The 26,514-nt window shown below is 32.7% G+C and carries 22 protein-coding genes and 1 riboswitch; of the genes, 16 read left to right on the top strand and 6 right to left on the bottom strand.

From position 1 onward, the window contains the following. Positions 1-57: 57 nt before the first annotated feature. The gene (locus J2Z43_RS06805) at positions 58-984 is read right to left on the bottom strand and encodes a glycosyltransferase family 2 protein (protein WP_209456493.1); all 927 of its coding nucleotides are present in this window, start codon (positions 982-984) and stop codon (positions 58-60) included. Between the two features lie 821 nt (positions 985-1,805). Here J2Z43_RS06805 and J2Z43_RS06810 point away from each other — a divergent pair. The 6 genes from J2Z43_RS06810 (at position 1,806) to J2Z43_RS06835 (ending at position 8,619) form a co-directional block, all read left to right on the top strand. Continuing rightward, on the top strand, positions 1,806-2,441 hold the full coding sequence (locus J2Z43_RS06810; protein WP_027701111.1) for a single-stranded DNA-binding protein: 636 nt from the start codon (positions 1,806-1,808) through the stop codon (positions 2,439-2,441). 193 nt (positions 2,442-2,634) lie between these two features. Next, positions 2,635-3,195: a class I SAM-dependent methyltransferase gene (locus tag J2Z43_RS06815; RefSeq protein WP_234926210.1), complete on the top strand. Its 561-nt coding sequence runs from the start codon at positions 2,635-2,637 to the stop codon at positions 3,193-3,195. 82 nt (positions 3,196-3,277) lie between these two features. Then, complete coding sequence (locus J2Z43_RS06820; protein ID WP_209456494.1) at positions 3,278-3,421, top strand: hypothetical protein; 144 nt, start codon at positions 3,278-3,280, stop codon at positions 3,419-3,421. An 81-nt stretch (positions 3,422-3,502) separates the two neighbouring features. Next, a complete protein-coding gene (locus J2Z43_RS06825) occupies positions 3,503-5,269 on the top strand; it encodes a sigma-54 interaction domain-containing protein (protein WP_330617470.1) in 1,767 nt (588 codons plus the stop codon). A gap of 197 nt (positions 5,270-5,466) precedes the next feature. After that, a complete protein-coding gene (locus tag J2Z43_RS06830) occupies positions 5,467-6,774 on the top strand; it encodes an L-cysteine desulfidase family protein (protein WP_209456496.1) in 1,308 nt (435 codons plus the stop codon). Between the two features lie 861 nt (positions 6,775-7,635). Then, the gene (locus tag J2Z43_RS06835; RefSeq protein ID WP_209456497.1) at positions 7,636-8,619 is read left to right on the top strand and encodes an ornithine cyclodeaminase family protein; all 984 of its coding nucleotides are present in this window, start codon (positions 7,636-7,638) and stop codon (positions 8,617-8,619) included. Positions 8,620-8,744: 125 nt separating this feature from the next. Here the strand turns inward: J2Z43_RS06835 and dapB (J2Z43_RS06840) are convergent, their stop codons facing one another. The 5 genes from dapB (J2Z43_RS06840) to J2Z43_RS06860 all read right to left on the bottom strand — a co-directional run bounded on the left by dapB (J2Z43_RS06840) (position 8,745) and on the right by J2Z43_RS06860 (position 13,417). Beyond that, entirely contained in the window at positions 8,745-9,506 is a 762-nt protein-coding gene (gene dapB / locus J2Z43_RS06840; protein WP_209456498.1) for a 4-hydroxy-tetrahydrodipicolinate reductase, read from the bottom strand. Between the two features lie 247 nt (positions 9,507-9,753). Next, entirely contained in the window at positions 9,754-10,470 is a 717-nt protein-coding gene (dapD, locus tag J2Z43_RS06845) for a 2,3,4,5-tetrahydropyridine-2,6-dicarboxylate N-acetyltransferase (RefSeq protein WP_209456499.1), read from the bottom strand. A 17-nt stretch (positions 10,471-10,487) separates the two neighbouring features. Beyond that, complete coding sequence (dapB, locus tag J2Z43_RS06850) at positions 10,488-11,240, bottom strand: 4-hydroxy-tetrahydrodipicolinate reductase (protein ID WP_209456500.1); 753 nt, start codon at positions 11,238-11,240, stop codon at positions 10,488-10,490. 150 nt (positions 11,241-11,390) lie between these two features. Further along, positions 11,391-12,278, bottom strand: coding sequence for a 4-hydroxy-tetrahydrodipicolinate synthase (gene dapA, locus J2Z43_RS06855; protein WP_209456501.1), 888 nt, complete (start codon positions 12,276-12,278; stop codon positions 11,391-11,393). Between the two features lie 137 nt (positions 12,279-12,415). Next, complete coding sequence (locus tag J2Z43_RS06860; RefSeq protein ID WP_209456502.1) at positions 12,416-13,417, bottom strand: aspartate-semialdehyde dehydrogenase; 1,002 nt, start codon at positions 13,415-13,417, stop codon at positions 12,416-12,418. A 255-nt stretch (positions 13,418-13,672) separates the two neighbouring features. Then, positions 13,673-13,841: riboswitch (Lysine riboswitch) on the bottom strand. A 359-nt stretch (positions 13,842-14,200) separates the two neighbouring features. Between J2Z43_RS06860 and J2Z43_RS06865 the strand changes: the two genes are divergently transcribed. The 10 genes from J2Z43_RS06865 to J2Z43_RS06910 all read left to right on the top strand — a co-directional run bounded on the left by J2Z43_RS06865 (position 14,201) and on the right by J2Z43_RS06910 (position 26,434). Beyond that, positions 14,201-15,394 (top strand): L-serine ammonia-lyase, iron-sulfur-dependent, subunit alpha, encoded by a 1,194-nt coding sequence (locus tag J2Z43_RS06865; protein WP_209456503.1) that lies wholly within the window; start codon positions 14,201-14,203, stop codon positions 15,392-15,394. 470 nt (positions 15,395-15,864) lie between these two features. Continuing rightward, positions 15,865-16,983: an amidohydrolase gene (locus J2Z43_RS06870; protein WP_209456504.1), complete on the top strand. Its 1,119-nt coding sequence runs from the start codon at positions 15,865-15,867 to the stop codon at positions 16,981-16,983. Between the two features lie 73 nt (positions 16,984-17,056). Then, positions 17,057-17,377 (top strand): small, acid-soluble spore protein, alpha/beta type, encoded by a 321-nt coding sequence (locus J2Z43_RS15265; RefSeq protein WP_209456505.1) that lies wholly within the window; start codon positions 17,057-17,059, stop codon positions 17,375-17,377. Between the two features lies 1 nt (position 17,378). Further along, positions 17,379-18,125, top strand: coding sequence for a class I SAM-dependent DNA methyltransferase (locus tag J2Z43_RS06880; RefSeq protein WP_209456506.1), 747 nt, complete (start codon positions 17,379-17,381; stop codon positions 18,123-18,125). Positions 18,126-18,297: 172 nt separating this feature from the next. Beyond that, the gene (hslO, locus tag J2Z43_RS06885; protein ID WP_209456507.1) at positions 18,298-19,173 is read left to right on the top strand and encodes an Hsp33 family molecular chaperone HslO; all 876 of its coding nucleotides are present in this window, start codon (positions 18,298-18,300) and stop codon (positions 19,171-19,173) included. 373 nt (positions 19,174-19,546) lie between these two features. Further along, positions 19,547-19,924: a RidA family protein gene (locus tag J2Z43_RS06890; protein ID WP_024621694.1), complete on the top strand. Its 378-nt coding sequence runs from the start codon at positions 19,547-19,549 to the stop codon at positions 19,922-19,924. Positions 19,925-20,175: 251 nt separating this feature from the next. Beyond that, positions 20,176-21,996, top strand: coding sequence for a sigma-54 interaction domain-containing protein (locus J2Z43_RS06895; RefSeq protein WP_209456508.1), 1,821 nt, complete (start codon positions 20,176-20,178; stop codon positions 21,994-21,996). A 221-nt stretch (positions 21,997-22,217) separates the two neighbouring features. Beyond that, on the top strand, positions 22,218-23,450 hold the full coding sequence (gene dpaL, locus J2Z43_RS06900) for a diaminopropionate ammonia-lyase (RefSeq protein WP_209456509.1): 1,233 nt from the start codon (positions 22,218-22,220) through the stop codon (positions 23,448-23,450). Between the two features lie 144 nt (positions 23,451-23,594). Next, positions 23,595-24,782: a YgeY family selenium metabolism-linked hydrolase gene (locus J2Z43_RS06905; RefSeq protein ID WP_209456510.1), complete on the top strand. Its 1,188-nt coding sequence runs from the start codon at positions 23,595-23,597 to the stop codon at positions 24,780-24,782. A gap of 71 nt (positions 24,783-24,853) precedes the next feature. Continuing rightward, a complete protein-coding gene (locus J2Z43_RS06910) occupies positions 24,854-26,434 on the top strand; it encodes an N-acyl-D-amino-acid deacylase family protein (protein WP_209456511.1) in 1,581 nt (526 codons plus the stop codon). The last annotated feature ends 80 nt before the right edge of the window (positions 26,435-26,514 follow it).

Genomic DNA, 26,514 nt, shown 5'->3' on the forward strand with positions numbered 1-26,514 from the left:
TTCCTTCATAATTTTTCTAAATAATTTAATAGTTTAATTTTAATTTGATTATACGATCTAATTTATATGATTTTTATATTCAGAAACAATATATCTTGGACGATTTTTGGTTTCTTCATATATCTTCGCTATATAGTATCCTATAATACCTAAGCTTAGCATAATGACACTTCCTACAATTAACAATAGAAGTACTACTGTTGTAAATCCTTCTAGAGATTGCCCTGAAAAATAATTATATAGCGATTGAACACCCAAAATAATTGAAAAAAATAAAAATAATATTCCTGTAAATGTGACCAATTGCATAGGTGCCGTAGAGAATGATGTTATATTTGTAATTGCATATTTAATGAGAGATGAAGTAGTCCATTTTGAATTTCCAGCATTTCTTTCTTGTACGTGAAACTCAACTGATGTAGTCTTAAACCCAACCCAAGAAGATAAAGCTCTAAAAAATATATGCTTTTCAGGCATAGATCTTAGTATATTTACAGCTCTTCTATCTAATAATTTAAAATCTGAAGCTCTTGACATATCAATTTTAGTTGCCGAGCTAATAAATGAATAGAAACGTTTAGCAGCCACTTTATGTAAAAAAGATTCTTTACCTCTTGAAGCCTTTATACCTTCTACAACTTCATATCCTTCTTGCCATTTCTTATACATTTCCAATAATGTTTCAGGTGGATGCTGAAGGTCGCAATCTATTACTGCACAACAATCCCCATTTGCATATGTAAGACCGGCAAAAATAGCGGCTTCTTTACCAAAGTTTCGAGAAAAGTTAAAACCTTTAATATTTTTATTTTGATTGCAAACATATAGAATTTTTTCCCAGGTGTCATCCTTTGAACCATCATTTACAAAAATTAATTCATATGGAATATTTTTGTTTTCCAAAAGAGAAGATATTATTTTTGAGATATTAAATATCATTTTCTCTTCATTATAGGCTGGTATTATTACCGATAATTTTTCCATACTATTTCTCCTTTAATTCTTAAGAACAAAATAAAATTAGAACATTTTCAAATGTAACAAGAAAATATTTAGATTTATTTTGTTAATAAAATATCATCAATATTTACATTAATTTACAATTTAGTATATCATATATAATAATAAATAACATAAAATTATCGAAAGATAGAAAACATGGGGATGTCTCAAAATAAAAAAATTGAGACATCCCTTTCTTATATAAAAATTAAAAAAGGGGTTCAAAAGAACCCCTAAACTATGTGATAATTGTTCTGTCAAAAACCACACTACGATTATAGCAAATATGGGGGCTATAAACAAGTTGTATTCCAATTAGACATTGAAACAATCATACCCGAGGATGATTAAGTAAGACTACTTAGCCTTATTTTAGAGGAGTTGAACTATAACAAGGGTGTGTTTTAATTGGAAAAAACATATTATATTTTTGCAGGTACAAATGGGGTAGGATAATCAACTTTATATAGTTTAAATCGTGTTCTAAAGGAAGTTAAAAAATTACCTTTAATAAATGTTGGTAATATATTAAGAAGTTTTAAAGAGACTGGAATAATTATTTAAACCTGGAAGAATGGAAGTACATGAATAGACGAAGATATAACAAGTCTTTAGAAAATCTAAATAAAGTTTTTAATTTATGCGATAAGCAAAAGCCATCCTAGCTCTAGTCGAGTTTTAGAATGGCTTTTTTGAAAAATAAATACTTAAGTATTTGTAATAAAAGGCCTTCCGGTTAAATATATTTATTGTATAAGTAAACAAGAAAACATAAGAATTTAACAAATTTGGAGGGATAAAATATGATATCGATTAATACTGAGAATAACGTTGTAAACTTAAGAGGGGAGCTAGAAAATGAGCTAAAGTTCAGCCATGAAATTTTTGGAGAAAAATTTTATAATATTGATATAAAAATAAATAGATTGAGTGATTCATTTGATATACTTCCAATAACAATCTCAGAAAGACTGCTTCAAGATATTGATATTGAAGAACAAAACTTTGTTAGTGTTACAGGTCAACTTAGATCTTATAACAAATCGATAGATAATAAGAATCGATTGATACTAACAATCTTCGTTAGAGAAATAACTCAAATAGAGGATGACAATAAAGATCCAAATAGTATATTTTTGGATGGTTACATATGCAAAAATCCAGTCTATAGACAAACACCATTGGGAAGAGAAATTACAGATCTTCTCATGGCTATCAATAGACCGTACAATAAGTCAGATTACATACCAGCAATAGTTTGGGGGAGGAATGCAAAATTTGCTAAAAACCTAAATATAGGGGATAGGATACAACTTTGGGGCAGAGTACAGAGCAGAGAGTATGAGAAGAAACTTGACAATGGAGAAGTACTTAAAAAGGTAGCATATGAAGTTTCTATATCTAAAATCAAGAAACTTTATGAAAATAATAACGCCTAAAAAGCTACTTTTAGTGCAAATGATAATTGCTTTCTGTGTAAAATGAATCAAATAATCTAGTATATTCCATATACAGTTTTTATTAAAAAAAATAATTTTATTTTGCTATTGAATAGTTGAGAGTCACTTAGTATAATGTATCTTGTACATTATTTTAGAGAGAGGATTAAAGAGGTGAAATATAGTGAAAAGCATGTTACTTCAGGTGAATGAGCATAACACCAAAGCATCAGCTGAAATTGATGAAATAAGATGTTTTTTAGAGAAGATAAAATACAATGTGGGGGAAAGAATTTTACTGGTAGGCAGAATAGGAAGCCTAGGTAAAAGACTTAGAATGTATGGAACCTCTGTTACAATACTTGAAGATAGTAACTATGAAGATGTTTGTTATTCTTTAGTACACAATGAAAACTGCAATGTAGTCAAAGGTACATTAGAATACCTACCATTTGAAGATAATTATTTTGACAAACTAATTGTGGTAGATCAATTAGACGAAATACAAAACTTTAAAAAGGCATCATCTGAAATTAGAAGAGTATTAAAGAATGAAGGAGATCTTATTATTGAGGATTTAAACTTTAAAAACTTTAAAGTGAAATTGGAATACCTTAAAGATAGATTCTGTGGATTTCATTCAAAATTTTACTACCCACACGAAGTGTTTAACGCATTTCTAAATCTAAATTTTGAAGGAAAATTAGAAGAATTTAGAACAAATAAATACATTTATATAGGAAAAAGAAGATAAATGAGTTAATATATAAATATAGATACAACATGGAAAAGACTAGGCTAATAGCCTAGTCTTTTCTCGATAAGGAGAGTAGATTATGGGTTTAGAATACAGGGTAATAATAATAGTAATGTTGTTTGTAATGTTGATATCTATTCAGTTTACATTGAATAAAATTTTAGTTGTGTTGAAAGATATAAGGGAGACTCTATTCATAAGAAAGAATAGGGATAAAGAATAAACAAATCTAGAGATAAAGAATAAACCAATAAAGGGATAAAGGGCAATCCAATATAGAATAAATTAATAGGGAATGATTCATATGATGGAACTAGGATATATAAAAGAAGATATACAAAACATAGCATATGCTATTGAATCTGTGCTAAATATAGATGTTACAATAGTAAACAGCCACTTGGTAAGAATCGCTGGGACAGGCATTTATCTTGATAAGATAGGTGAAAGAGTAAATGAGTATTCTGCATTCAAAAAATCATACACAGATCAATCCATTATTTTCATAGACGATCCTCAGAGTAGTGAAATTTGTAAAGAATGTTGTGGAAACGAAAACTGTATGGAGTTTGCAGAGGTTTGTTGCCCTATTGTGTACGAAGATAAATCTTATGGAGTAATTGGCCTTATAGCATTTACCGAAGATCAGGCACAGGTAATTAAAGATAAAGAAAACGATCTGATTAATTTCTTAGGGAAGATGGCTGATCTAATATCGAGCAAATTAAAAGCTCATATAAAGACTTATGAACTAGATTTAGAAAAAAAGAAACTCGAAACTCTATTTGATAATATGGACAAGGCTGTCGTATCGATTGATGTAAATGGAAAAATAGATAAATACAACTCTAAATTTATGCAAGTATTCAATCTTAAAGGTGAAATGACAGGCAAGAATATATTTAGAGAGCTAGAGTTTATAAATAGACCTTCGATTGATAACTTTAAGAAGAATAAGTCTTGTAGTTTTTTCTACAGAAGGAACGGTCATGATTCAAAAGGGCTTTACAATATGAATAAAATAGAGCTTCAAGGCGAATTGAAGGGCTATGTAATAGACTTTATAGATAAAAAAGATGCTATCAAAAACTACAATAAAATGAATAAGGATTACAGAATAAAACTTGAGAATATAATAGGAAATAGCAGAGCGATTATGAAATCTAAAGAAGAGGCTTCTATGGCTTCGAAATCGACTTCTACAGTTTTAATAACAGGAGAAAGTGGTACAGGTAAAGAGCTATTTGCCAGGGCTATACACAACCACAGCAATAGAGTTGATAATCCATTTATAACTGTAAATTGTGCCGCTATACCGGATAATCTACTTGAGAGTGAATTATTTGGATACGAGGAAGGTGCTTTTACAGGTGCAAAAAAGGGTGGTAAAATAGGTACATTTGAACTCGCTCATAAAGGTAGCATATTTCTTGATGAAATAGGTGATATGAGTCTTCACTTGCAGGCAAAGTTACTCAGAGTTCTCCAAGAAAAGGAGCTAAACAAACTTGGAGGCAAATCCCATATTTATGTAGATGTAAGAATAATTGCAGCTACAAATAAAGATTTAGAAAAAATGGTAGCAGAGGGGACATTTAGAGAAGATCTATTTTATAGATTAAATGTAATCCCTATAAAACTTCCGAGCCTCAGAGAGCGAAAAGAGGATATTCCACAGATTATAGACTACATGATAAAGGAATACTCTAAGAAGCTGGAAAAAGAAGTAGTAGGCATAGAAGAGAGCGTTGTAGATACCATGATTAATTATAGATGGCCTGGAAATATAAGGGAATTACAAAATATTATAGAGTACAGTGTAAATATGTCTTCTACACCAATAATAACTATAAATGTAATACCTCAAAAGGTTAAAAATATAGATGTAACTCCAGGAGAAGAAGATGAAAATATCGTTAAACTGGATGAGTTAGAGAGAAGAGAGATAATAAAAGCTTTGAATAAATACAAAGACTACAAAAAAGATAAAGATCTAGCAGCTAAGTCTTTAGGGATATCTAGATCGACTCTTTATAGAAAACTTGAAAAATATGAAATAATCCCAAATTGACATACAATCTCATTTTGGGATTATTTTGTTTCTTTTTGAATATATTTTTTAACTGGATATTTGTGAAATGAAAGAAAATCACATCAAAGTATTGGTATTTCTAGTGTATAAAAAATATAAAAACGATTTTATTTTGGCATAGTTTTTGCTTTTATATTAAGGTATAAATTTATAATTATATTTGAGGAGGAAATATTATGAGAGATATAAGAGCAGAATTAATTGATATATTAAAAGCAGAAGTTAAACCAGCAGTTGGATGTACGGAGCCAGTTGCACTTGCACTAGCTTGTGCAAAAGCTAAAGAATTATTAGGTGAAGAAGTATTAGAAAACGAAATGTCAGTTAGTCCAAACATCTACAAAAACGGTATGGGTGTTGGTATACCAGGTTCTAATAGAGCAGGACTTAAAATAGCTGCAGCTATGGGAATTATTGGCGGGCATTCTGAAAATGGATTAAGCGTACTTGAAACTTTAACTACTGAAGAAGTTGAAGATAGTGAAAAATACATGGACAACAATGCTATCTCAATATCTCCAGCTGATACTAAGGAAAAAGTATTTATAGAGGTTAGTCTAAAAGGTAAAGACCATACTGCAAAAGTAATTATAAGAACAAAACACGATAACTTTACGTATTTAGAGAGAGATGGAGAAGTTTTACTAAACAATGAAGTAGATCAAAATGCTTCAGCAATTTCATCTGTTACTGAAGAAAAACTTATGGATACTGTGACAATAAAAGAGCTTATAGAAAATATTGAGAACATGGACTTTAAAGATATAGAATTCCTACTTGATGGAGTTAAAATGAACGAAGAAATGGCGAGTTTAGGTCTAGATCAAAAAATTGGTATAGGCGTTGGATACGGAATTAAGAAATCTATAGAAGATGGACTTTTAACAGATGATCTTATCAACCACGCAATGATGCTTACAGCAGGTGCGTCAGATGCCAGAATGGCTGGAATAAAGATGCCTGTTATGAGTTCTAATGGAAGTGGTAACCATGGGCTAACTGCAATACTTCCGATAGTTGCCTACAACGATAAATTCCCACAAACTGAAGAAAAATTAGCTAGAGCTTTAGCTATATCTCATTTAGTTACTGGATTTATTAAAAACTTTACAGGAAGATTATCAGCGGTTTGCGGATGTGGTGTTGCAGCTTCAACAGGTGCTACAGCAGGATTATCTTGGTTGATGGATTCTTCTCAAGAGCAAATAGAAGGTGCTATACAAAATATGATAGCAGATTTAAGTGGAATGATATGTGATGGAGCAAAACCTGGTTGTGCTCTTAAATTATCATCAGCGGCTTCAGCGGCTATGCAAAGTGCTATTATTGCTAAGCAAGATTGTTTAGTTCCTTCTCAAAATGGTATAGTAGGTAGTACTGTCGAGGAGAGTATAAGAAATTTAGGTAGAGTAAGTGATAAGGGAATGTCTGTTACAGATGAAGTGATACTAAATGTAATGGATGATATGAACAAGGTTAAGTAAGGTTGTAAAAAACGGGAGGATATCTCGCATACAAAGAACCCGTGTAGTGCATGTTAGACAAAGAGCGTCTAAGAATGCAATACACGGGTTTCTTTATATGCAAGATATCCTCCCGTTTTTTACTTCCATGACTTAGGGGCGGGAAGCCCAAGACCTAAGAGCTAGGGCGAGGAGCTCAGGACCGGTGAGTTAATATGTTGGGGCTTATGGTTGCAAAAAATTGGAAGATATCTCGCATATAAAGCCACCATGTAGTGCATGTTAGACAAAGAGCGTCTAAGAATGCAATACACGGGTTCTTTATATGCAAGATATCTTCCAATAATTAGGGTCATAAGAGCAAGACTTAAGAGCTAAAACGAATAGGCAAGACCTTAGGAGCTAAAGAGAATGATGGCTAATTGTAGAGTTTTAGAAGTTCAAAATGTAGAGAATTTGAACCTAAAACTCTTGTCTTATTTCAGGGCGTAAGAGCAAGACTTAAGAGCTAAAACGAATAGGCAAGACCTTAGGAGATAAAGAGAACGATGGCTAATTGAAGAGTTTTAAAAGTTCAAAATGTAGGGAATTTGAACCTAAAACTCCTTTTAAATTTAGGGCGTAAGAGCAAGACTTAAGAGCTAATGCGAATAGGCAAGACCTTAGGAGCTAAAGAGATTGATGGCTAATTGCAGAGTTTTAGAAGTTCAAAATGAGAAACTTTTAACCTAAACTCTAGGTTTTAAGTTAAAATATTGTGTGCAAAGTTTATGAAAAGTCGTATAATGTATTTGTATGTAATTTTATGTTGTATGTATTTTGTATAACATTACATTTTTTATTATATGTTTCATGTGTTACGAGACGATATGGAGGTATTTTATGTTATTGCTTAGCAAGGAAGATATTAAGAGTGTTTTTACTATGAAAGATGCTATTGTGGCTGATAAAGAGGCCTTTAGGATTTTTACTGAGAAGAAAAGTGTTGTTCCGCTTAGAACTAATATTCCTGCGCCTAAACATGAGGGAAGTTTGTTGTTTATGCCGGGGTATATTGAAGATATAGATTGTGCCGGGGTTAAGATTGTATCTGTTTTCCCTAAAAATGTTGAGAAGGGAATTCCTTCTACTCCTGCGACTGTTCTGCTACTTGATGGGACGACTGGTGAGGTTTGTTCTATTTTGGATGGTACATATGTTACTCAAATACGTACGGGAGCTGCTTCTGGTGCTGCGTTTGATGTTTTAGCTAGGAAGGATGCTAAGATAGGTGCTTTGATCGGTACTGGTGGACAGGCTGAGTCTCAGTTGGAGGCTATGTTAGCGGCTAGGAAATTGGATGAGGTTAGGATTTTTAATAGGAGTTTGAAAAAGGCTCAGGATTTTGTAGATTCGATGGATAAAGAGCTGGCAAGTTACGATACTAAGTTTGTTGCAGTTGATAATTCTGATGATGCTGTAGATGGTGCGGATATGATTATAACTGTTACGACTTCGAATACGCCGGTTTTTGATGGAAATAAGGTTAAGAAAGGTGCTACTATAAGTGGTGTTGGTTCTTATCAACCTAATATGCAGGAAATTGATCCGACTACGCTTACGAGAGCAAGTAAGATTTTCTTTGATTCTGAGGAAGCTGTTTTGGCTGAGGCTGGGGATTTTATAAAACCTCTTGAGGCTGGAATTATTTCTAAGAGTGATTTTACTGGTGAACTTGGCAGCGTTATAAATGGCAGTTTGGCGGGAAGAGAGAATGACGATGAGATAATCGTGTTTAAGTCTGTTGGGATTTCTGTGCAAGATGTTGTTACTGCTAAGATGATTTATGATAAGGCTTTGGAACTTGGTGTAGGAACTAAGTGGTAGATTGTTGTAAAAAACGGGAGGATATCTTGCATATACAGTAACTGTAAAGTGCATGCTAGGCAAAGTGCGTCTAGAAATGCAATACACGATTACTGTATATACAAGATATCCTCCCGTTCTTTACTTTAGTCTATGTTTAAGACGTCTTTCATTTCGTATAGTCCGTCAGTTTTGCTTTGAAGATATTCGGCGGCTACTAGTGCACCTTTTGCGAATATTACGTCTGATTGAGCTTGGTGCTTGAACGTTATGACTTCGCTGTCTCCCGCAAATATTACGTCGTGGTCGCTGACTATCGATCCTCCCCTTATTGAGTGGATTCCGATTTCTTCCTTGCTTCTTTTTGCGTCCCTTCCTTGTCTTCCGTATGTGTTGTATTTTTTTGTGTCTACTTCTTTTATTGCGCTTGCTAACATTAGGGCTGTTCCGCTCGGTGCGTCTTCTTTTCTTTTGTGATGTTTGTCTATTATTTCTATATCAAAGTTCTTTAATAGTTTTACTGATTTTTTTACTAGGTCTATAAATATGTTGACTCCTAATGAGGTGTTTGATGATAAGAGTATGGCTACTTCTTTTGATGCGCTGTCTATTTTTTCTAAGTCTGCTTGAGAATATCCTGTTGTCGCTAGTACTATAGGTGTTTTATTTGCTAAAGCATATTTTAGTATCGAATCTAGGTTTGCCGGATGTGAGAAGTCTATTATCACGTCACATTTTTCAGCTACGTCGTCCATGTTTTTGTATAGTTTGTTTTTTCCGTCATATGATCCGCTTTTTAATGATCTTGAAACTCCGCAGATTAGCTCTAAGTTTTCGTCTTCATCAATACATTTTGTGAGTATCGATCCATTTGTTCCATTATATCCGCTTACTATTATTTTTAACATGATTTCCTCCTATAGATTGTATAAATTAATCCTTTTCATCAGTCTGATTGTCAATCTACCCCAAGTTTAGCATAAGTAGATGTATCTATAAAGTGTGTAAAAGTCAAAATAACAGAATTTTTTAAAATTATAGTTGAATACCTAATTTAAATTATAGTTGAATGCTTATTTAGACATATAAAAAGACCTAGAACTCATGCGATATGAATTCTAGATCTTTATGGTCTTTGTTATGTTTATTTATAGATTAATCTAAGTTTCTTAGGTCATCCATAAGTTTAGTTTTATCTTCAGTTTTTTCATCTTTCATCTTTATAACTTTTGCAGGTGATCCAGCTACAACAGATCCAGCTTCTACATCTGAAGTTACTACTGAACCAGCAGCTACAACAGCGCCTTTACCTATTCTAACACCTTCAAGTATTACTGCGTTAGCTCCTATCATTACTCCATCTTCTACTATTACAGGTGTTGCTGAAGGTGGCTCTAATACTCCTGCTACGACAGCTCCAGCACCTAGATGAACATTTTTACCAAGTGTTCCTCTAGCTCCTATTACTGCATTCATGTCTACCATAGTACCTTCTCCAATAGAAGCTCCTATGTTTATTACAGCTCCCATCATTACAACAGCATTTTTTTCTATAGTTACCATGTCTCTTATTATAGCTCCTGGCTCTATTCTTGCATGCTCATGTAATGTATTTTTAAGAGGTATTGCTGAGTTTCTTCTGTCAAATTCTATGTGCATATCATTTTCTGAAACATTGTATTTGTTTAGAGCATCCATTATTTTATCGTAGTCCCCTATAAATACATAAGAACTGTTGTTTCCAAATACTTTGAAATCATCGCTTGCAACTTTCTCTACTGAAGTTGAATTCACGTAGATTTTAACAGGTGTTTTTTTCTCTACTTCTTTGATGTATCTTGCTATTTCGTAAGCGTCATTTAAATTTACCATTAGTTTTTCTCCTTGTTTTATATACTTAACATGTCGTCCATATTGTACAGTCCTGGTTTTTGATCAACTAAGAATTTTGCGGCGGCTATTGATCCGTTTGCAAAAATTCTGCGTGACTCTGATTGGTGAGTTATTGTAAGAACTTCACTGTCTCCGGCAAATATTGCATCGTGTTCTCCAACTATTGTTCCACCTCTTATTGCGTGTATACCAACTTCGTTTGGTTGTCTCTTAGCATCTCTACCATGTCTGCCGTATGTAAACTCGACGTCAGATAATACTTCTTTTATTCCTTCTGCAATCATTACAGCAGTTCCACTTGGCGCGTCGACTTTTCTGTTGTGGTGTTTTTCTACTACTTCTATATCAAATCCTTTTAATAGCTTTGTTGCTTCTTTTACTAATTTCAACATTATATTGACGCCAAGGGCCATGTTGTAAGATCTGAATACTGGAATAACTTTAGAAGCTTCTGTTATTTTATTGTTCTCATCTTCATTATACCCAGTTGTAGCTACTACTAAAGGAGTTTTTGTATTTAATGCATAAGATAATATGTTATCCAAATTTGTTGGGTGAGAGAAGTCGATTACAACATTTGCACTCTCAGTTATTTGAGACATATCATCGTATATTTTAAGTCCACCTTCTTGGCTTGACATACCTCTAGCTGAAACGCAAGCGAGCTCCAATGTTTCGTCTTCTCTTATTGCATCAGCAAGGATTTTACCCATTTTACCGTCATAGCCAGTTGTTATTATCTTTAACATATTTTCCTCCTATGTTACTTTTCTTGATTCTGTATCTTAATACTGTAGATAATTTATAAGCAATTAAACTATAGTCAAACAATCAACATAAATATTATTTGAAAATTTTATTATTGAATTGTTGAACCGCTAAATTATTTAAAAATTGAATTACTTAACTACTTTAAATCCAGCGTTTACTAATTCTTGTCTTAATACATCAAGATTTTTATCTTCCATTTCCGCTAGAGGAAGTCTGAAATCTCCAACTTCGTATCCAATCAAGTTAAGAGCTGTTTTTACTGGAACAGGGTTTACTTCTATAAATAGTGATGCTATAAGAGCATCTAATTTAAGTTGTAATTCTTTTGCACCTTGTACATCGCCTTCTGTAAACTTAGTTACCATATCGTGAGTTTCTCGAGGGCATATATTTGCAAGAACTGATATAACTCCGTGACCACCTACTGATAGTAGAGGAACGATAGTATCGTCATTTCCTGAGTAAATAGCGAAATCTTCTGGAACTAAGCTAGCTATTTCTGCTACTTGACCTAAATCTCCACTTGCTTCTTTAACAGCAACTATATTGTCTATTTTAGCAAGTTCGGCAACTAAACTAGGGCTAATATTTACACAAGTTCTTCCAGGTACATTGTACAGTATTATAGGAAGTTTAACGCTGGCAGCTATAGTTTCAAAGTGGCGCTTAAGTCCAGCTTTGTTTGCTTTATTGTAGTAAGGAGTTATAACTAATAATCCGTCAACGCCTAGTTTTTCACACTCTTGACTCATAAATACTGAGTGCATAGTGTTGTTTGATCCAGTGCCCGCTATTACTGGAATTCTTTTATTTACTTTTTCTACTGCGTATTTTACTAGATCTAGTTGTTCTTCTGTAGTCATAGTAGTGGCTTCTCCTGTAGTACCACAAACTACTACAGCATCTGTTCCGTTAGCTATTTGGAACTCTAATAATTCACCAAACTTATTGAAGTTTACTTTTCCATCCTCTGTGAACGGTGTTACGATTGCAACTGCAGAACCTTTAAATAACATAATCAATTACCTCCCAATTTTATATTTGGCATAATTAAATTATACCCTGAATTCTTTTAAATTCAATTTGTTTCTGTACTTAATGAGAATTTTAATTTCACTATATTGCCGTTAAGTTACTTAATATTAATTTTTATTTACACTAAATCGTATTCTATTGCTTTTTCCGCTATTTGTATTGTGTTAGTTGCTGCACCTTTTCTGATATTATCAGCAACTACCCATAAGTTGATTCCGTTGTCTATACTGAAGTCTCTTCTTATTCTTCCTACGAATACTTCGTCGCTTCCATCTACTTCAAATGCAGTAGGGTATTCATTGTTTGCAGGATTGTCTACAACTACAACTCCTGGAGCAGAATTTAAACTACTTACTAAATCACTTAATTCAAAGCTTTTTTCGAATTCTACGTTTATAGATTCACTATGACCGTTTTTTACAGGAACTCTTACTGTAGTAGCAGTAACTTTAAGATCGTAGTTATTTAATATCTTCATAGTTTCGTTTATCATCTTTAACTCTTCTTTTGTGTATCCATTTTCTGTAAATGAATCAATGTGGGGTAGACAGTTGTAAGAAATTTGATGTGGGTAGAATCCTGTAGGGTTTCCTTCCATACCTTTTTCTAAGTCTTCAACTCCCTTTACTCCAGATCCAGAAACTGCTTGATAAGTGGAGTAGATAACTCTCTTTATTTTGTACTTGTCATCAAGTGGTTTTAGTGGAACTAAAGCTTGTATAGTAGAGCAGTTTGGATTAGCTATGATACCTTTATGGTTTTTTATAGCTTCTGGGTTTACCTCTGGAATAACTAGAGGAACATCTGGGTCCATTCTCCAGTGGCTTGAGTTGTCTATAACTAAGACTCCGTTTGAGCTAGCAATAGGAGCAAATTTTTCACTTATTGTTCCGCCTGCTGAGAATAAAGCTATCTGAATTCCTCTATTTGTAAAAGAGTCTTGAGTAAGTTCTTCTACAGTATATTCTTTTCCTGCGTAATTTACTTTAGATCCAGCTGATTTCGCAGAAGAAAATAAAAATAAATTATCTATAGGGAAATTTCTTTCTTCTAGTACTTTTAGAAATGTTCTACCAACCATTCCTGTTGCACCGACAATTGCTAAATTAACTTTTTTCATACAATCCACCTCATTGCTAATATTTATATTTATCAACCTATTTTGTTTGTAGTTCTTTAAACTTGCTTTACTATATTATATGAATAACATTTTGCTATGTAAATTGCGATTAATGCCAAAAACATTGTAAAATATGCCTTAAATATCCTCTTTGATTACAATATCCATATAATAGCCAAATTAAATTTTTATTAAATCTTTCAAACAAAAAACGTACAAAGGTATACTTTGTACGTGATCATTTTAATTCAAAGTAAACCCTGTAGCTCACCACTTTAAAAAAGCGACAGTATTACACATTTTATATGCAATCCCAGAAAGTACCTTTGCACAGTACAATCTTCGGCCACAACCCCTTTCTTCAATAATCAAAACTTGCCAGCTCCTATTGAATACTATTAGTTGAAGCACCTCTACCCTAGGTTATAGGTTATTTAATTATATTAATGATAATACATATTTTTGATAAAATCAACTTAATATTCGAAATTATTATTTAATATTATTAAATATATTAAATTAAAGAGATCAAACTCGCATATTTTTCATATTGAGACTTTAAAAATAGATGTTAAATTAAGGTTATTGGTGTATAAATTATATGTAATATATGGAACTTTTTTAAATAATACTGTTTTTAACAATAATTAGTTTTTTAATATAATTATTATGTATTGATTGTTTAAATTATGTATAATATAATTAGATGTCAAAATAAAAAGATTATTATTATAAAATGTAAATTTAGATGTAAAAATCAATTAAAATATTGGGAGGTATATAATGGATAGTTTAAAAGAATTATTCAAGATAGGAAATGGTCCATCGAGTTCACATACAATGGGACCTCAGAGGGCATCGGAGAGATTTAAAAATGATAATCCAGATGCTGAAAGTTTTAGAGTTCATTTATATGGTAGTCTAGCGGCTACAGGCAAAGGACATTTAACTGATTATATAATCGAGAAAACGATAGCCCCAAAAAAAGTTGAGATCATTTGGATGGAAGAAGAAGTAAAAGAATTCCACCCAAACGGAATGATGCTTGAAGCTTTAGATAAAGACGGGAAAGTTACTGCAGATTGGACTGTTTATTCTGTAGGTGGAGGAACTTTAGCTGAAGAAGGTCAAAGAAATAGTAAAGCTAACAGTGTGTATTCTTTAGAGACTATGGACGATCTTATTAAATGGTGTGAAGAAAACAATAAAACTTTAGTTGATTATGTAGTGGAAAACGATAGTCAGGACATTCTTGAGTATTTAGATAAGATTAGAGAAGCTATGAAAAATGCAGTTAAAGAAGGTTTAAGTACTGATGAAGTGATTCCCGGAAAACTTAGCCTAAAGAGAAGAGCAGGCGACTTTTACAAAAAATATCAAGAAGATAAAGAATTCTCGACTTTAGTGTATGCGTATGCCTTAGCAGCATCTGAGCAAAACGCATCTGGAAATATAATAGTAACTGCTCCTACTTGCGGTGCAGCAGGGGTTATCCCGGGGATATTCTTTGCAATGCAAGATCATTATGGGTACGATGACAAAAAGTTAGTTGAAGCTCTTTGTGTTGCAGGTATGTTAGGCAATATAATAAAGACTAACGCATCGATTTCTGGAGCTGAGGTTGGTTGTCAAGGTGAAGTTGGAGCTGCCTGTTCTATGGCTGCTGGAGCAGTGGCATACTTAAAAGGCGGAAATGTAAGACATATTGAGTATGCGGCGGAAATCGGACTTGAGCATCACTTAGGAATGACATGTGACCCAGTATATGGATATGTTCAAATACCATGTATAGAGAGAAATGCTATGGCTGCTAAGAGAGCGTACGATGCAGCGGACTACTCTTTATTAACTGATGGACACCATTCAATAACTTTAGACCAAGTTGTTCAAACTATGAAAGAAACTGGAATAGATATGATGGATAAATACAAAGAAACAGCTAAGGGTGGACTTGCAAAGCATTTCTTCTCTTGCTAAGAAATTTATTTAATAAGAATGGCTGATTAAATTAACAATTGTTAATCTAATCAGCCTTTTATAATTTCAGTATGTACTAACACGCTTATATCGATTCCTGCAAAGACGTATAATAAAGTATGTATCAAACCGAAACATCCCGCTCTATTTTGGATAAAATCATGATACCACCCTGAAATTCGATAATTTATATGATATCACATATAAAATACTTAATAATAGAAGAGATTAGTACATTAAAGTCGATTAATCGTAGATTGTATTTTATAGGATGCTATAAAAGGTATAAAGACTTATAAGTATGTAATTTTAAAATAGTATTAAAAAAGCTTTTATGATAAAATCAGTATAAATAAATTTTTATAATAAATTTCTAATAAACATAAAAATTAAGTTTTTATAAAATGTAAGAAATATGAGTTTTAAATATAAAAAATAATTAATATATAGATAGATTAGGAGGGAAAAACATGGGAGAGAAAAATGAACTTTTTGAACAGATGTTAGGACATAGAAGAACTTTAAACAAGATTCCGGAGCTTGGAAGAAATGAGTTTGAGACTTCAAAATACATAAAAAATCACCTTGATAATCTAGGTGTCGAATACGAAACTGTTCTAGAAACAGGTGTAGTTGGAATTATAAAAGGTAAAAATCCTAAAAAAACTTTAGCTTTTAGAGCGGATATAGATGCTCTTTGTAGTGATGAGGGTCCAAAACATCTATGTGGCCACGATGGACATACATCGATTCTTTTAGGTCTAATAGAATATGTGACAAATAATATAGAAAGCTTAAACGACAATATAGTATTTATATTTCAACCAGCAGAAGAAGGGCCTGGTGGAGCGGAAGATATTATTAAAGCAGGCGTATTTAAAAAGTACAATGTAGATGAAGTGTTTGGACTACATATATATCCAGAAATACCAGAGGGGTATGTCGGATTAAGACCTGGGTATTTTCTAGCTCAAATTGGAGATCTAAATATAGATATAACTTCAAAGACCGGTCATGGGGCAATGCCACAGACTAGTGTGGATGGAATTGTTATAGCAGGAAACTTTGTAAATGCAATTCAAAGTATAGTTTCTAGAAATCTCAGTCCTATAGATAACGCAGTCCTTACTATTGGGTGTATCAATGGGGGATCTAGAAGAAATATAATTGCTGGAAATATTAGATTGGAAGGAACTATGAGGACCTTCAAGCCAGAAGTATACAAAACAATGAAGGAAAGACTTAGAAAGATCGCGGCAGGTTTTGAAGTTTCGTACGACTGTAAGATAGATGTGGAGATTATAGACGACTATGGAGCGGTAAACAACGATAAAAATCTTTTTAATGAATTTATAGAAGCTGTAGGTAAAGAAAATGTCATTGAGTTAGATCCACTGATGATATCAGAAGATTTCTCGTACTATCAAAAAGAGGTTCCCGGACTATTCTTTATGCTAGGAGCTAAAAATGAAGAAAAGGGATACGTAAACAGCCTTCACAATATTAACTTTAATTTCGACGAGAAGATATTTATAAATGCGATAGAAACATACAAAAAACTACTTAAATTTAAAAAATCTATAGATTAAAAAACCTCCCCCTTCTATTTTTGTATAAAAATCATTTATGATGACAAAAATAAAGATATAAGGGGTGGTTTTAATGAACAACAAAAATAATAAAAAATACAGAGATGAAAATAACGATAAAATTAAAGATTATAAAAATGTAAATAATAGAAATTTAGATATAAATGTAGAAGAAGATAGAGCAGTTCACAAAAAAACTAAGATTGTTAATGGAAAAAATACCAAGATAATCACTAACAATGACTTTATGAAATACGAAATAGCTGCTGAATTAGGGCTTCTAGATAAAGTAAAAGAATACGGTTGGGCTGAGTTGACAGCGAAAGAAGCAGGTCAAATCGGTGGTATATTAACATCCAGAAACAGGAAGAGTAAAAAAGAGGAGCAAAGATAAAATGGAGCAATACACTGAGTTCGCTTTTGTATACGATGAACTTATGGATGAGGTCGACTATGATGGTTGGGTCAAATACCTAGAAGTTATTATAGATAAGGAAGATGTAAAGGTTAAAAATATACTTGAGCTTGCATGTGGTACTGGAAATTTAACTATACCGCTTGCAAAAAAAGATTACGATATAGCAGGTATAGATATATCGTATGAAATGCTAGGCGTTGCGAGAGAAAAGGCAGAAAAAGAGGGGATAGAGCTTGTTTTATTGGAGCAAGATATAACGGAGTTGGATTTTGAAATAGATAACCTAGATTGTGTTTTATGTGCATGTGACGGGTTTAACTATATAATAGATGATGAAGATCTTGAAGGTGTTTTTAAAAAGGCATATAAACTTTTAAAAGACGATGGGCTATTTATATTCGATATAAGCTCTTACTATAAATTATCTCAAGTTTTAGGAAACAATATGTACGGAGAAAATAGAGAAGATGTAACTTATATGTGGCAAAACTTTTTCTATGAAGAAGACAACACACTAGATATGGATTTAGCCTTCTTTATTAAAGATGAAGAAGGTAAATTCGATAAGTTTGAAGAAGAACATAGACAAAGAGCGTATACAAAAGAAGAAATTGTAGGAATACTAAATGAATCGGGATTTGGTAATATAAAGGTTTATGGTGATTTTACCTTTGAGGAGCCTAAAAGTACTTCCCAAAGAATATTTTTTGTATGCAAGAAATGATTTAAATAAAGTATTAAAAAATAAAAGTGATAAAATTTTAAAAAGTAAAAGAAATAAAAATTAAGGAATAAATTAAAGAGAAAATTAAAGAACAAATTAAAGAGCAAATTAAGGAATAAATTAACGCGAAATTAGTGAAAATAATAGAGCTGTAATATTTGGAGGAAATAAAATGAAAGATTATATACTTAGAGCAATTGCTGGAGATGGTCAGGTTAGAGCATTTGTAGCAGATACTACAAATATGGTCGAAAAAGCTAGAGGTCTACACGAGACTACAAAAGTAGCAACAGCTGCTCTTGGAAGAACGCTTACAGCGACTTCTATTATGGGCCTTATGATGAAGAACGATGGGGATAAATTGACAGTAATAATAAAGGGTGGAGGGCCGATTGGAAGTATATTGGTTACTTCCAACTCTAGAGGAACAGTAAAAGGATATGTGTCAAATCCCGATGTTGAAGTGGAAGATTACCCAAATGGAAAATTAAATGTAGCGGGAGCAGTAGGTAAAGATGGCGTTATAAGAGTTATAAAAGACTTTGGGTTAAAAGAACCTTATAATGGAGCTTATCCTATAGCTAGTGGAGAAATAGCTGAAGATTTTACAAATTACTTTGCTATGTCTGAGCAAACTCCTTCAGTAGTTTCGCTTGGTGTTTACACTAGAGAAGATGAAGTTGAATATGCAGGAGGATTTATAGTACAGCTTATGCCAGATGCAACTGAAGAAGTCATAAGTCAGTTGGAAAAAAATATTTCTGAGATTCCTTCTATAACAGATATGCTAAAATCTGGAGATAAACCAGAAGATATGTTAGAAAAAGTACTATCAGGGTTAAATCCAAAAGTTCTAGATTCTTGCGATGTTGCATTTGGGTGCGATTGTTCAAAGGAAAGAATGGCTGAAGCACTTATTTCTATAGGAAAAAATAGTTTGATAGAACTATTAGAAGAGGATAATGAGGCGGAAGTAGGATGTCAATTCTGCAATCAAAAGTATAAATTCTCAGAAAAAGAGTTACAAGATCTTATTGATACAATTTAAATAAAAAGGTTAAGGAATTTTATCAATTTGAATTAGTATAGTGATAATTTACCTAAATTATCAAAAAAAATTCTCGTTATGATAAAATTCTCATAATGATAAACAAGGAAGTGCCGTTTATATTGTTTAAAAAAGTTTTATTCTGAAGATTTGTAGCTAGATGTATTAGTTTTACATTAAGAGTAGAATTAATAAAAAAATAAAACAAAAGGATAAAAGTGGCATGAAAATTGCTTTTTAAAATATGAAAGAGCATTAATAAATCATTAACAACGAAGTTAAATGATTTAATTAGATAAAGAAGGGTTTATTAGTGTTTAGAATCGTGTTCTAAGAACATGGTCAATACTTAACTTAGCAGGAGGTGACGTAAATGTCAAAAAAAGTAATTTCTACAGAGAAAGCTCCAGGAGCAATAGGACCATACTCACAAGCTATACAAATTGGAAACATAGTTTCTACATCGGGACAACTTCCAATAGATATGGCAACAGGAGAATTAATGACTGATCCTAAGTTAGCTACTAAAGCGTCTTTAGATAACGTTAAAGCGATATTAGAAGAAGCTGGTACTAGCATGGATAAAGTATTCAAAACTACAGTTTTCGTTAAGGATCTTAAAGATTTTAATGATGTAAATGAAGTTTATGCAACATACTTCAAAGAAAATCCACCAGCAAGATCATGTGTACAAGTTGCACAATTGCCAAAGGATGCTGTTGTTGAAATAGAAGCTTTAGCAACGATATAATAATAAAAATTAAGTCTACTAAAAAAAGTTTATATTAAATCTATATAAATAAATCTATCTAAAACATTTAGCCTTTTATTTAGCAAAATGAATCCATTTTTCTAAATAAAAGGTATTTTTTTATAAAATTTTATTTTAAATTGTAAATAAGGGCTTTATTGTTAATAATTGCTTAACTTGTCGTGCTTATATGTGATAAAATATAAGTGGATACTATATTTTTGAAATTAAGTTTTTATGGAGGTATGTTGATGGGAAGTAGATTAAAAGAATTCCAACAATATATGATAAAATATACTGAAACTATTGCAAGTGTATTAGATATAGATATAGAAATTGTCGACGATAGATTGATGAGGATAAGCGGCTCGGGAATCTACAAATCTAAAATAGATGAAAGTGTAGTTACAGAGGGATATATTTACAATAAAGTCATAGTATCGGGCGAGCAGATGACGGTTTTAGATATTTGTGACAGTGACGTATGTGTAGAGTGCGATCATTACCAGACATGTTTAAACAAAGTTATTATTGCTGTTCCGATTAAATATAATGATAATCATACTATTGGTGTAATCGGAGCAATAAGCACTGTTGTAAATAAGAAGAAAGAAATAAAAAACAAATTAGAGAGTTATACAACGTTTATAAATCATATTTCAGACCTTATATCGATGAAGATGGAGGAATTTGAAATTAGCGACAACAATGATAAGATGATCACTACGTTAACGGAAATATTGGATCATGTCGAAAAAGGTGTGGTAATTTTAGATAGCAATAGCCATATTTCATATATAAACAATATAGCTTTGAAAAAAATGGGAATTAAAAACGATGCTTTGGACAAGCTGATTACAATAAAACTGCTTGAAACATTTTCGAATGGAAAAGAATTGGTAGAATTTAAAATAGGAAAAGAAGTTTTCAATATTACATCTAAAAAAATCCACGTATATCCTTATGTGCCGACTTTTGACAGAATACTAGTATTCGATAAAACGTATGCAGCAAAGCAGGGGACTGAGATAAATAGCGGATGGGGATATAAAAACATAGACTCTATAATAGGTAGCTCTGAGGCTATTAAGAAAGTTAAACAGAGAACCAAGAGACTTGCTAAGTCTAATTCGACAGTTCTGATAACAGGTGAAAGTGGTACAGGTAAGGAACTTATAGCTAAGGCGATACACTCTGAAGGAGATAGATGGAACAAACCTTTTATAGCGTTAAACTGTGCGGCTATACCGGAAAACTTACTGGAGAGTGAACTGTTTGGCTACAGCAAAGGTGCATTTAGTGGTGCTAACAGTAGTGGAAAGGTGGGGAAATTTGAACTCGCGAATGAAGGAGTTATATTCTTGGATGAGATCGGTGACCTTCCTATGCACTTACAGGCTAAGCTTTTAAGGGTTCTTCAGGAGAGAAAATTTGCTAGAGTTGGATCTAATAAACTTATAGACTTAGATATAAGGGTTATAACAGCGACGAATAAAAATCTTTTACATCTTGTTAATGAAGGCGAGTTTAGGGAAGATTTATATTATAGAATAAATGTAATACCGATTAATTTGCCACCGTTGAGAGAAAGAAAAGAAGATATAGAAGATATGATGATGATGTTTGTATCTAAATATTCGGTGGAATTAGACAAGCATCTAAATGAAATTAGAGAGCCGGTTATGGATATGCTTATCAATTACAACTGGCCTGGAAATGTAAGAGAGCTAGAAAATGCAGTAGAGTATATGATGAATTTAGTAGATGATGAGGGCACAATTTATAAGGATATGCTTCCTGTAGATATCTTAAATTACTACAGAGAAGAAGTGGATCCTATAAATGGAAAAAGTGATGTATCACTACCTAAATCGATTAATTCTTATATAAGTGAAGTATCTGCAGATTTACTAGAAAATGAAGAAAATATAATTAAAATAAAGGATTTAGAGCTTATGTATATAAATAAGTTACTAGACAAGTATGGAAGGGATACTAAGACTAAGAAGCTTCTAGCTAAGAAGCTTGGGATAGGCCTAGCCACTCTTTATAGAAAATTAGAAGACGAATAAATTAATTCTCGTTATGATAATTCTCGAATTGGGAAAATATTATCATAACGAGAATTTTTTGTGTGGTCGAGAAAGATACAGACAAATCGACAATAATTGTAAATGGCTTAGACACTAGATAAAAAATATTTATTTAACGAAAGCTTAGTTGGCATGTTAATTGCTATTAAATATAGACAGAAATATAATAAAAACTATGAAAATTGAAAGGAGAAAAATAAATGAGAGAAATCAAATGGAAAGTAAATACTTTACCAAAGACAGATAACAAAGAACAAATAATAGACTTTTTAAAAGATGTGGAAATAGACAAGGTTAAAAAATTCCACGAAAGTTTTCCACAATATACTGAAACTCCATTAGTGAAACTAGATAATTTAGCTAAAGAATTAGGTGTTGGAGGATTATTCGTTAAAGATGAATCTTACAGATTTGGATTAAACGCATTTAAAGTATTAGGTGGATCTTATGCTATGGGTAAATGGATGGCAGATAAATTAGGAAAAGATATATCAGAACTACCTTACGATAAATTAATCTCAGATGAGACAAGAAAAGAATTAGGTGATGTAACTTTCTACACAGCTACTGATGGTAACCACGGTAGAGGAGTTGCTTGGACTGCAAACAGATTAAAGCAAAAATCAGTAGTTTACATGCCAATTGGATCTACAGAATTCAGACTTAACAAGATAAAAGACGAAGGTGCTGAAGCAAGTATAACTGACTTAAACTACGATGACGCTGTTAGATTAGCTACAAAACATGCTAATGAAACAGGAGGACTAGTAGTTCAAGATACAGCTTGGGAAGGTTACGAAGACATCCCAGCATGGATCATGCAAGGATACGGAACAATGGCTAAAGAAGCTGTTGAACAATTAAAAGAGTACGGTGTAGATAGACCAACTCACGTATTCGTTCAAGCAGGGGTTGGATCATTAGCTGGAGCTGTTCAAGGTTACGTTGCAAACGCTTTTGAGGAGTGCCCTATAACTGTAGTTGTAGAAGCTGACGAAGCAGATTGCTACTACAAATCAGCTGAAGTAAACGACGGAAAAGCTGTAGCTGTTGGTGGAGATATGCCTACAATAATGGCTGGTCTTGCTTGTGGAGAAGTAAACACAATAGGATTTGAAGTACTTAAAAACTATGCTTCAGCATTTGTTTCTGCACCAGACTGGGTAGCTTCTAAAGGTATGAGAACTTTAGGTAACCCATTAAGAGGAGACGAAAAAGTAATATCAGGAGAGTCAGGAGCTGTTACAACAGGATTAGTAGCTGAAATAATGACAAACGACGATATGAAAGACTTAAGAGATGCTCTTAAATTAGATGCTAACTCTAAAGTATTAGTTATAAGTACAGAAGGTGACACTGATCCAGAAATGTACAAAAGCATAGTATGGGATGGAAATTGCCCAAGTGTTCACGGACCTCACGGAAGAAAATAATAAGTTTAGAGCTTAAATTTTCAAATGAGATAGAAACTTGAAATGATAGAAATTTTAAAAGATAACAAGTTTTAAAGGCTATAAAATTAAAGATAGTAAAATTTAAATAAAAAAATTAAATATGAAATGGTTGGAGGAATTGAAATGTTAACTACAGCAAGAGAACAAGAATTAACAGGAGTTTTACAAGACATAATAAGACAGGCAAGTGATTCAGGACAAGAAGAAAACGTAGTAAAAGCTATAGAAGCTAACATGGAAAAATTAGGATTTGACAGCTGGTCAAGAGATAGATACGGTAACATAATAGGTTGTATAAAAGGAAACAAACCAGGAAAGAAAATATTATTTGATGGACATATAGATACTGTTCCAGTTCCAGATCCATCTGCTTGGACTCAACCACCGTACGAAGGTAAAATTGTTGATGGTAAATTATACGGAAGAGGAACTTCAGACATGAAAGGTCAATTCAGTGCTATGATGGCTGCTGTTTCTTACTTCGCTAAAGATACTAACAAGGATTTCGCTGGTGAATTATACGTAGCTGGTGTTGTTCATGAAGAAATATTCGAAGGTGTTTCTGCTAGAGAAATAAGTGCTGCAGTTAAACCTGACTATGTTGTTATAGGTGAATCTTCAGAGTTAAACCTTAAAATAGGTCAAAGAGGTAGAGCGGAAGTAGTTGTTGAAACTTTCGGAAAACCTGCTCACTCTGCTAACCCAGAAAAAGGAATAAACGCTGTTTACAAAATGGCAAACGTTATTCAAGCAATACAAAACTTAACACCTCCAAACCAAGGTGGATTAGGAGACGGAATATTAGTTCTTACAGATATAAAATCTTCTCCATACCCAGGAGCATCAGTAGTGCCAGATTATTGTAAAGCTACTTTCGACAGAAGATTACTAGTTGGTGAAACTAGAGAAGGTGTTTTAGCTCCAGTTCAAGAGTTATTAGAAAAAATGATGAAAGAAGATTCAGAGCTAAACGCTAAAGTTTCTTACGCATTCGGAAAAGAACTTTGCTACACAGGAAACACAATAGAAAGTGAAAGATTCTTCCCAGGTTGGTTATACGATGAGAATGATGAGTTCGTTCAAGCTGCTTACAAAGGATTAAAAGAAGCTGGAATAAACCCAGAAATAACTCAATATTCATTCTGTACTAACGGAAGCCACTACGCAGGTGAGGCAGGAATAAGAACTATAGGATTCGGACCATCAAAAGAAAACTTAGCTCATACTATAGATGAGTATATAGAATTAGAGCAACTTTTCACAGGTGCAAAAGGATACTACGGTATATTAAAATCAGTTTACGGAAAATAATCTAAACTGACACATTGTATATGATATAAGAGATATTTTAGGTATTGAACAATAGAATTGGAGATGGTTTTGTGAGAACTTTAATAAAAAATGGGCTGATCATAGATGGAAATAATACTGTACCTTATGAAGGCGATCTATTAATCGAGAACGACAGAATACTTAAGTTAGGTGCTAAACTAAATGAGCAAGCTGATAAAGTTATAGACGCTCAAGGTAGAGTAGTTTGCCCAGGATTTATCGATACTCATAGCCATTCAGATTTGATGATTTTAGTAAATCCATATAATGAGGTAAAAATTAGACAGGGTATTACAACTGAGGTATTGGGTCAAGATGGTATATCTATGGCCCCATTACCTAAAGAATTTATATCTCCATGGAGAAAAAATCTTGCAGGTCTAGATGGTGAAAGTGATGAAATAGATTGGAATTATGAGACTACTGAAAATTATCTGAAAATGATGGAAGATAATGGGATAGGTCTTAATGAGACATATTTAGTGCCTCATGGAAATATCAGAATGGAAGCTATGGGACTTGAAGATAGACCTGCTACAAAAGAAGAAATTCAAAAGATGTGTGAAATCACAGAGAGAGAATTAAAAGCAGGGGCTATTGGTATATCAAGTGGGCTTATATATATACCATGTGCATACTCATTGACAGAAGAAATTATTGAAATATGTAAAGTGGGTGCAAAATACGATAGACCATTTGTTGTTCACCAAAGAAGTGAAGCTGACACAATAGTGCCATCAATGGAAGAAATTATCGAAATAGGTAAAAAATCTGGAATTAAAATTCACTTCTCACACTTTAAAGTTTGCGGTAAATCTAACTGGAAGTTCATTCCACAAATGTTAAAATTATTAGACAAAGCTAAAGATGAGGGACTTACTGTTTCTCTAGATCAATATCCATATGCAGCAGGAAGTACTATGTTAGGGGTTGTATTACCTCCATGGGCACATGCTGGTGGAACAGATAATCTTATAGAAAGACTTAACAATGAAGCCGATAGACAAAAAATGAAAGACGATATAGCTAACGGAATCGAAGGTTGGGATAACTTTATACAATTTGCAGGTATTGATCAAATATTTGTAACTAGTGTAAAGACTGACAAAAACAAAGATGTTATAGGTAAGAGCCTACAAGAAATAGGCGAAATGAGAGGAATAGATCCACTTGACGCTACTTTCGACTTACTTAGAGATGAAGAAAATGCAGTTGGAATGGTTGACTTCTACGGAAAAGAAGAACATGTTATTACGTTTATGAAGAGACCTGAACACAATGTTTGTACTGACGGACTTTTAGGCGGAAAACCACATCCAAGAGCTTATGGATCATTCCCTAAGATACTAGGCAGATTTGTTAGAGAGTTAGGTGTTCTTAAACTTGAAGAAGCTGTATACAAAATGAGTAAAAAAGCTGCAGATGCTTTCAGAATAGATGAAAGAGGAGAGCTTAAAGAAGGTTACTTTGCAGATATAGTTATATTCAATAAAGATACAGTTAGCGGATCTGATGACTTCATAGATTCAATGCAATTCCCAACAGGAATAGACTATGTAATTATTAATGGTGAGGTTGTAGTTGAAGAAAATGAATACCACAAGATTAAGGCAGGAAAAGTTTTAAGATAATATAAAATCATAATAGAAATAAACCAAAAGACAGTAATAGCAATAAAAACTAAATATCCCGCTTGAAAAAGCGGGATATT

Origin of the sequence: Metaclostridioides mangenotii, assembly GCF_017873185.1 — a bacterium.
Taxonomy (GTDB): domain Bacteria; phylum Bacillota; class Clostridia; order Peptostreptococcales; family Peptostreptococcaceae; genus Metaclostridioides; species Metaclostridioides mangenotii.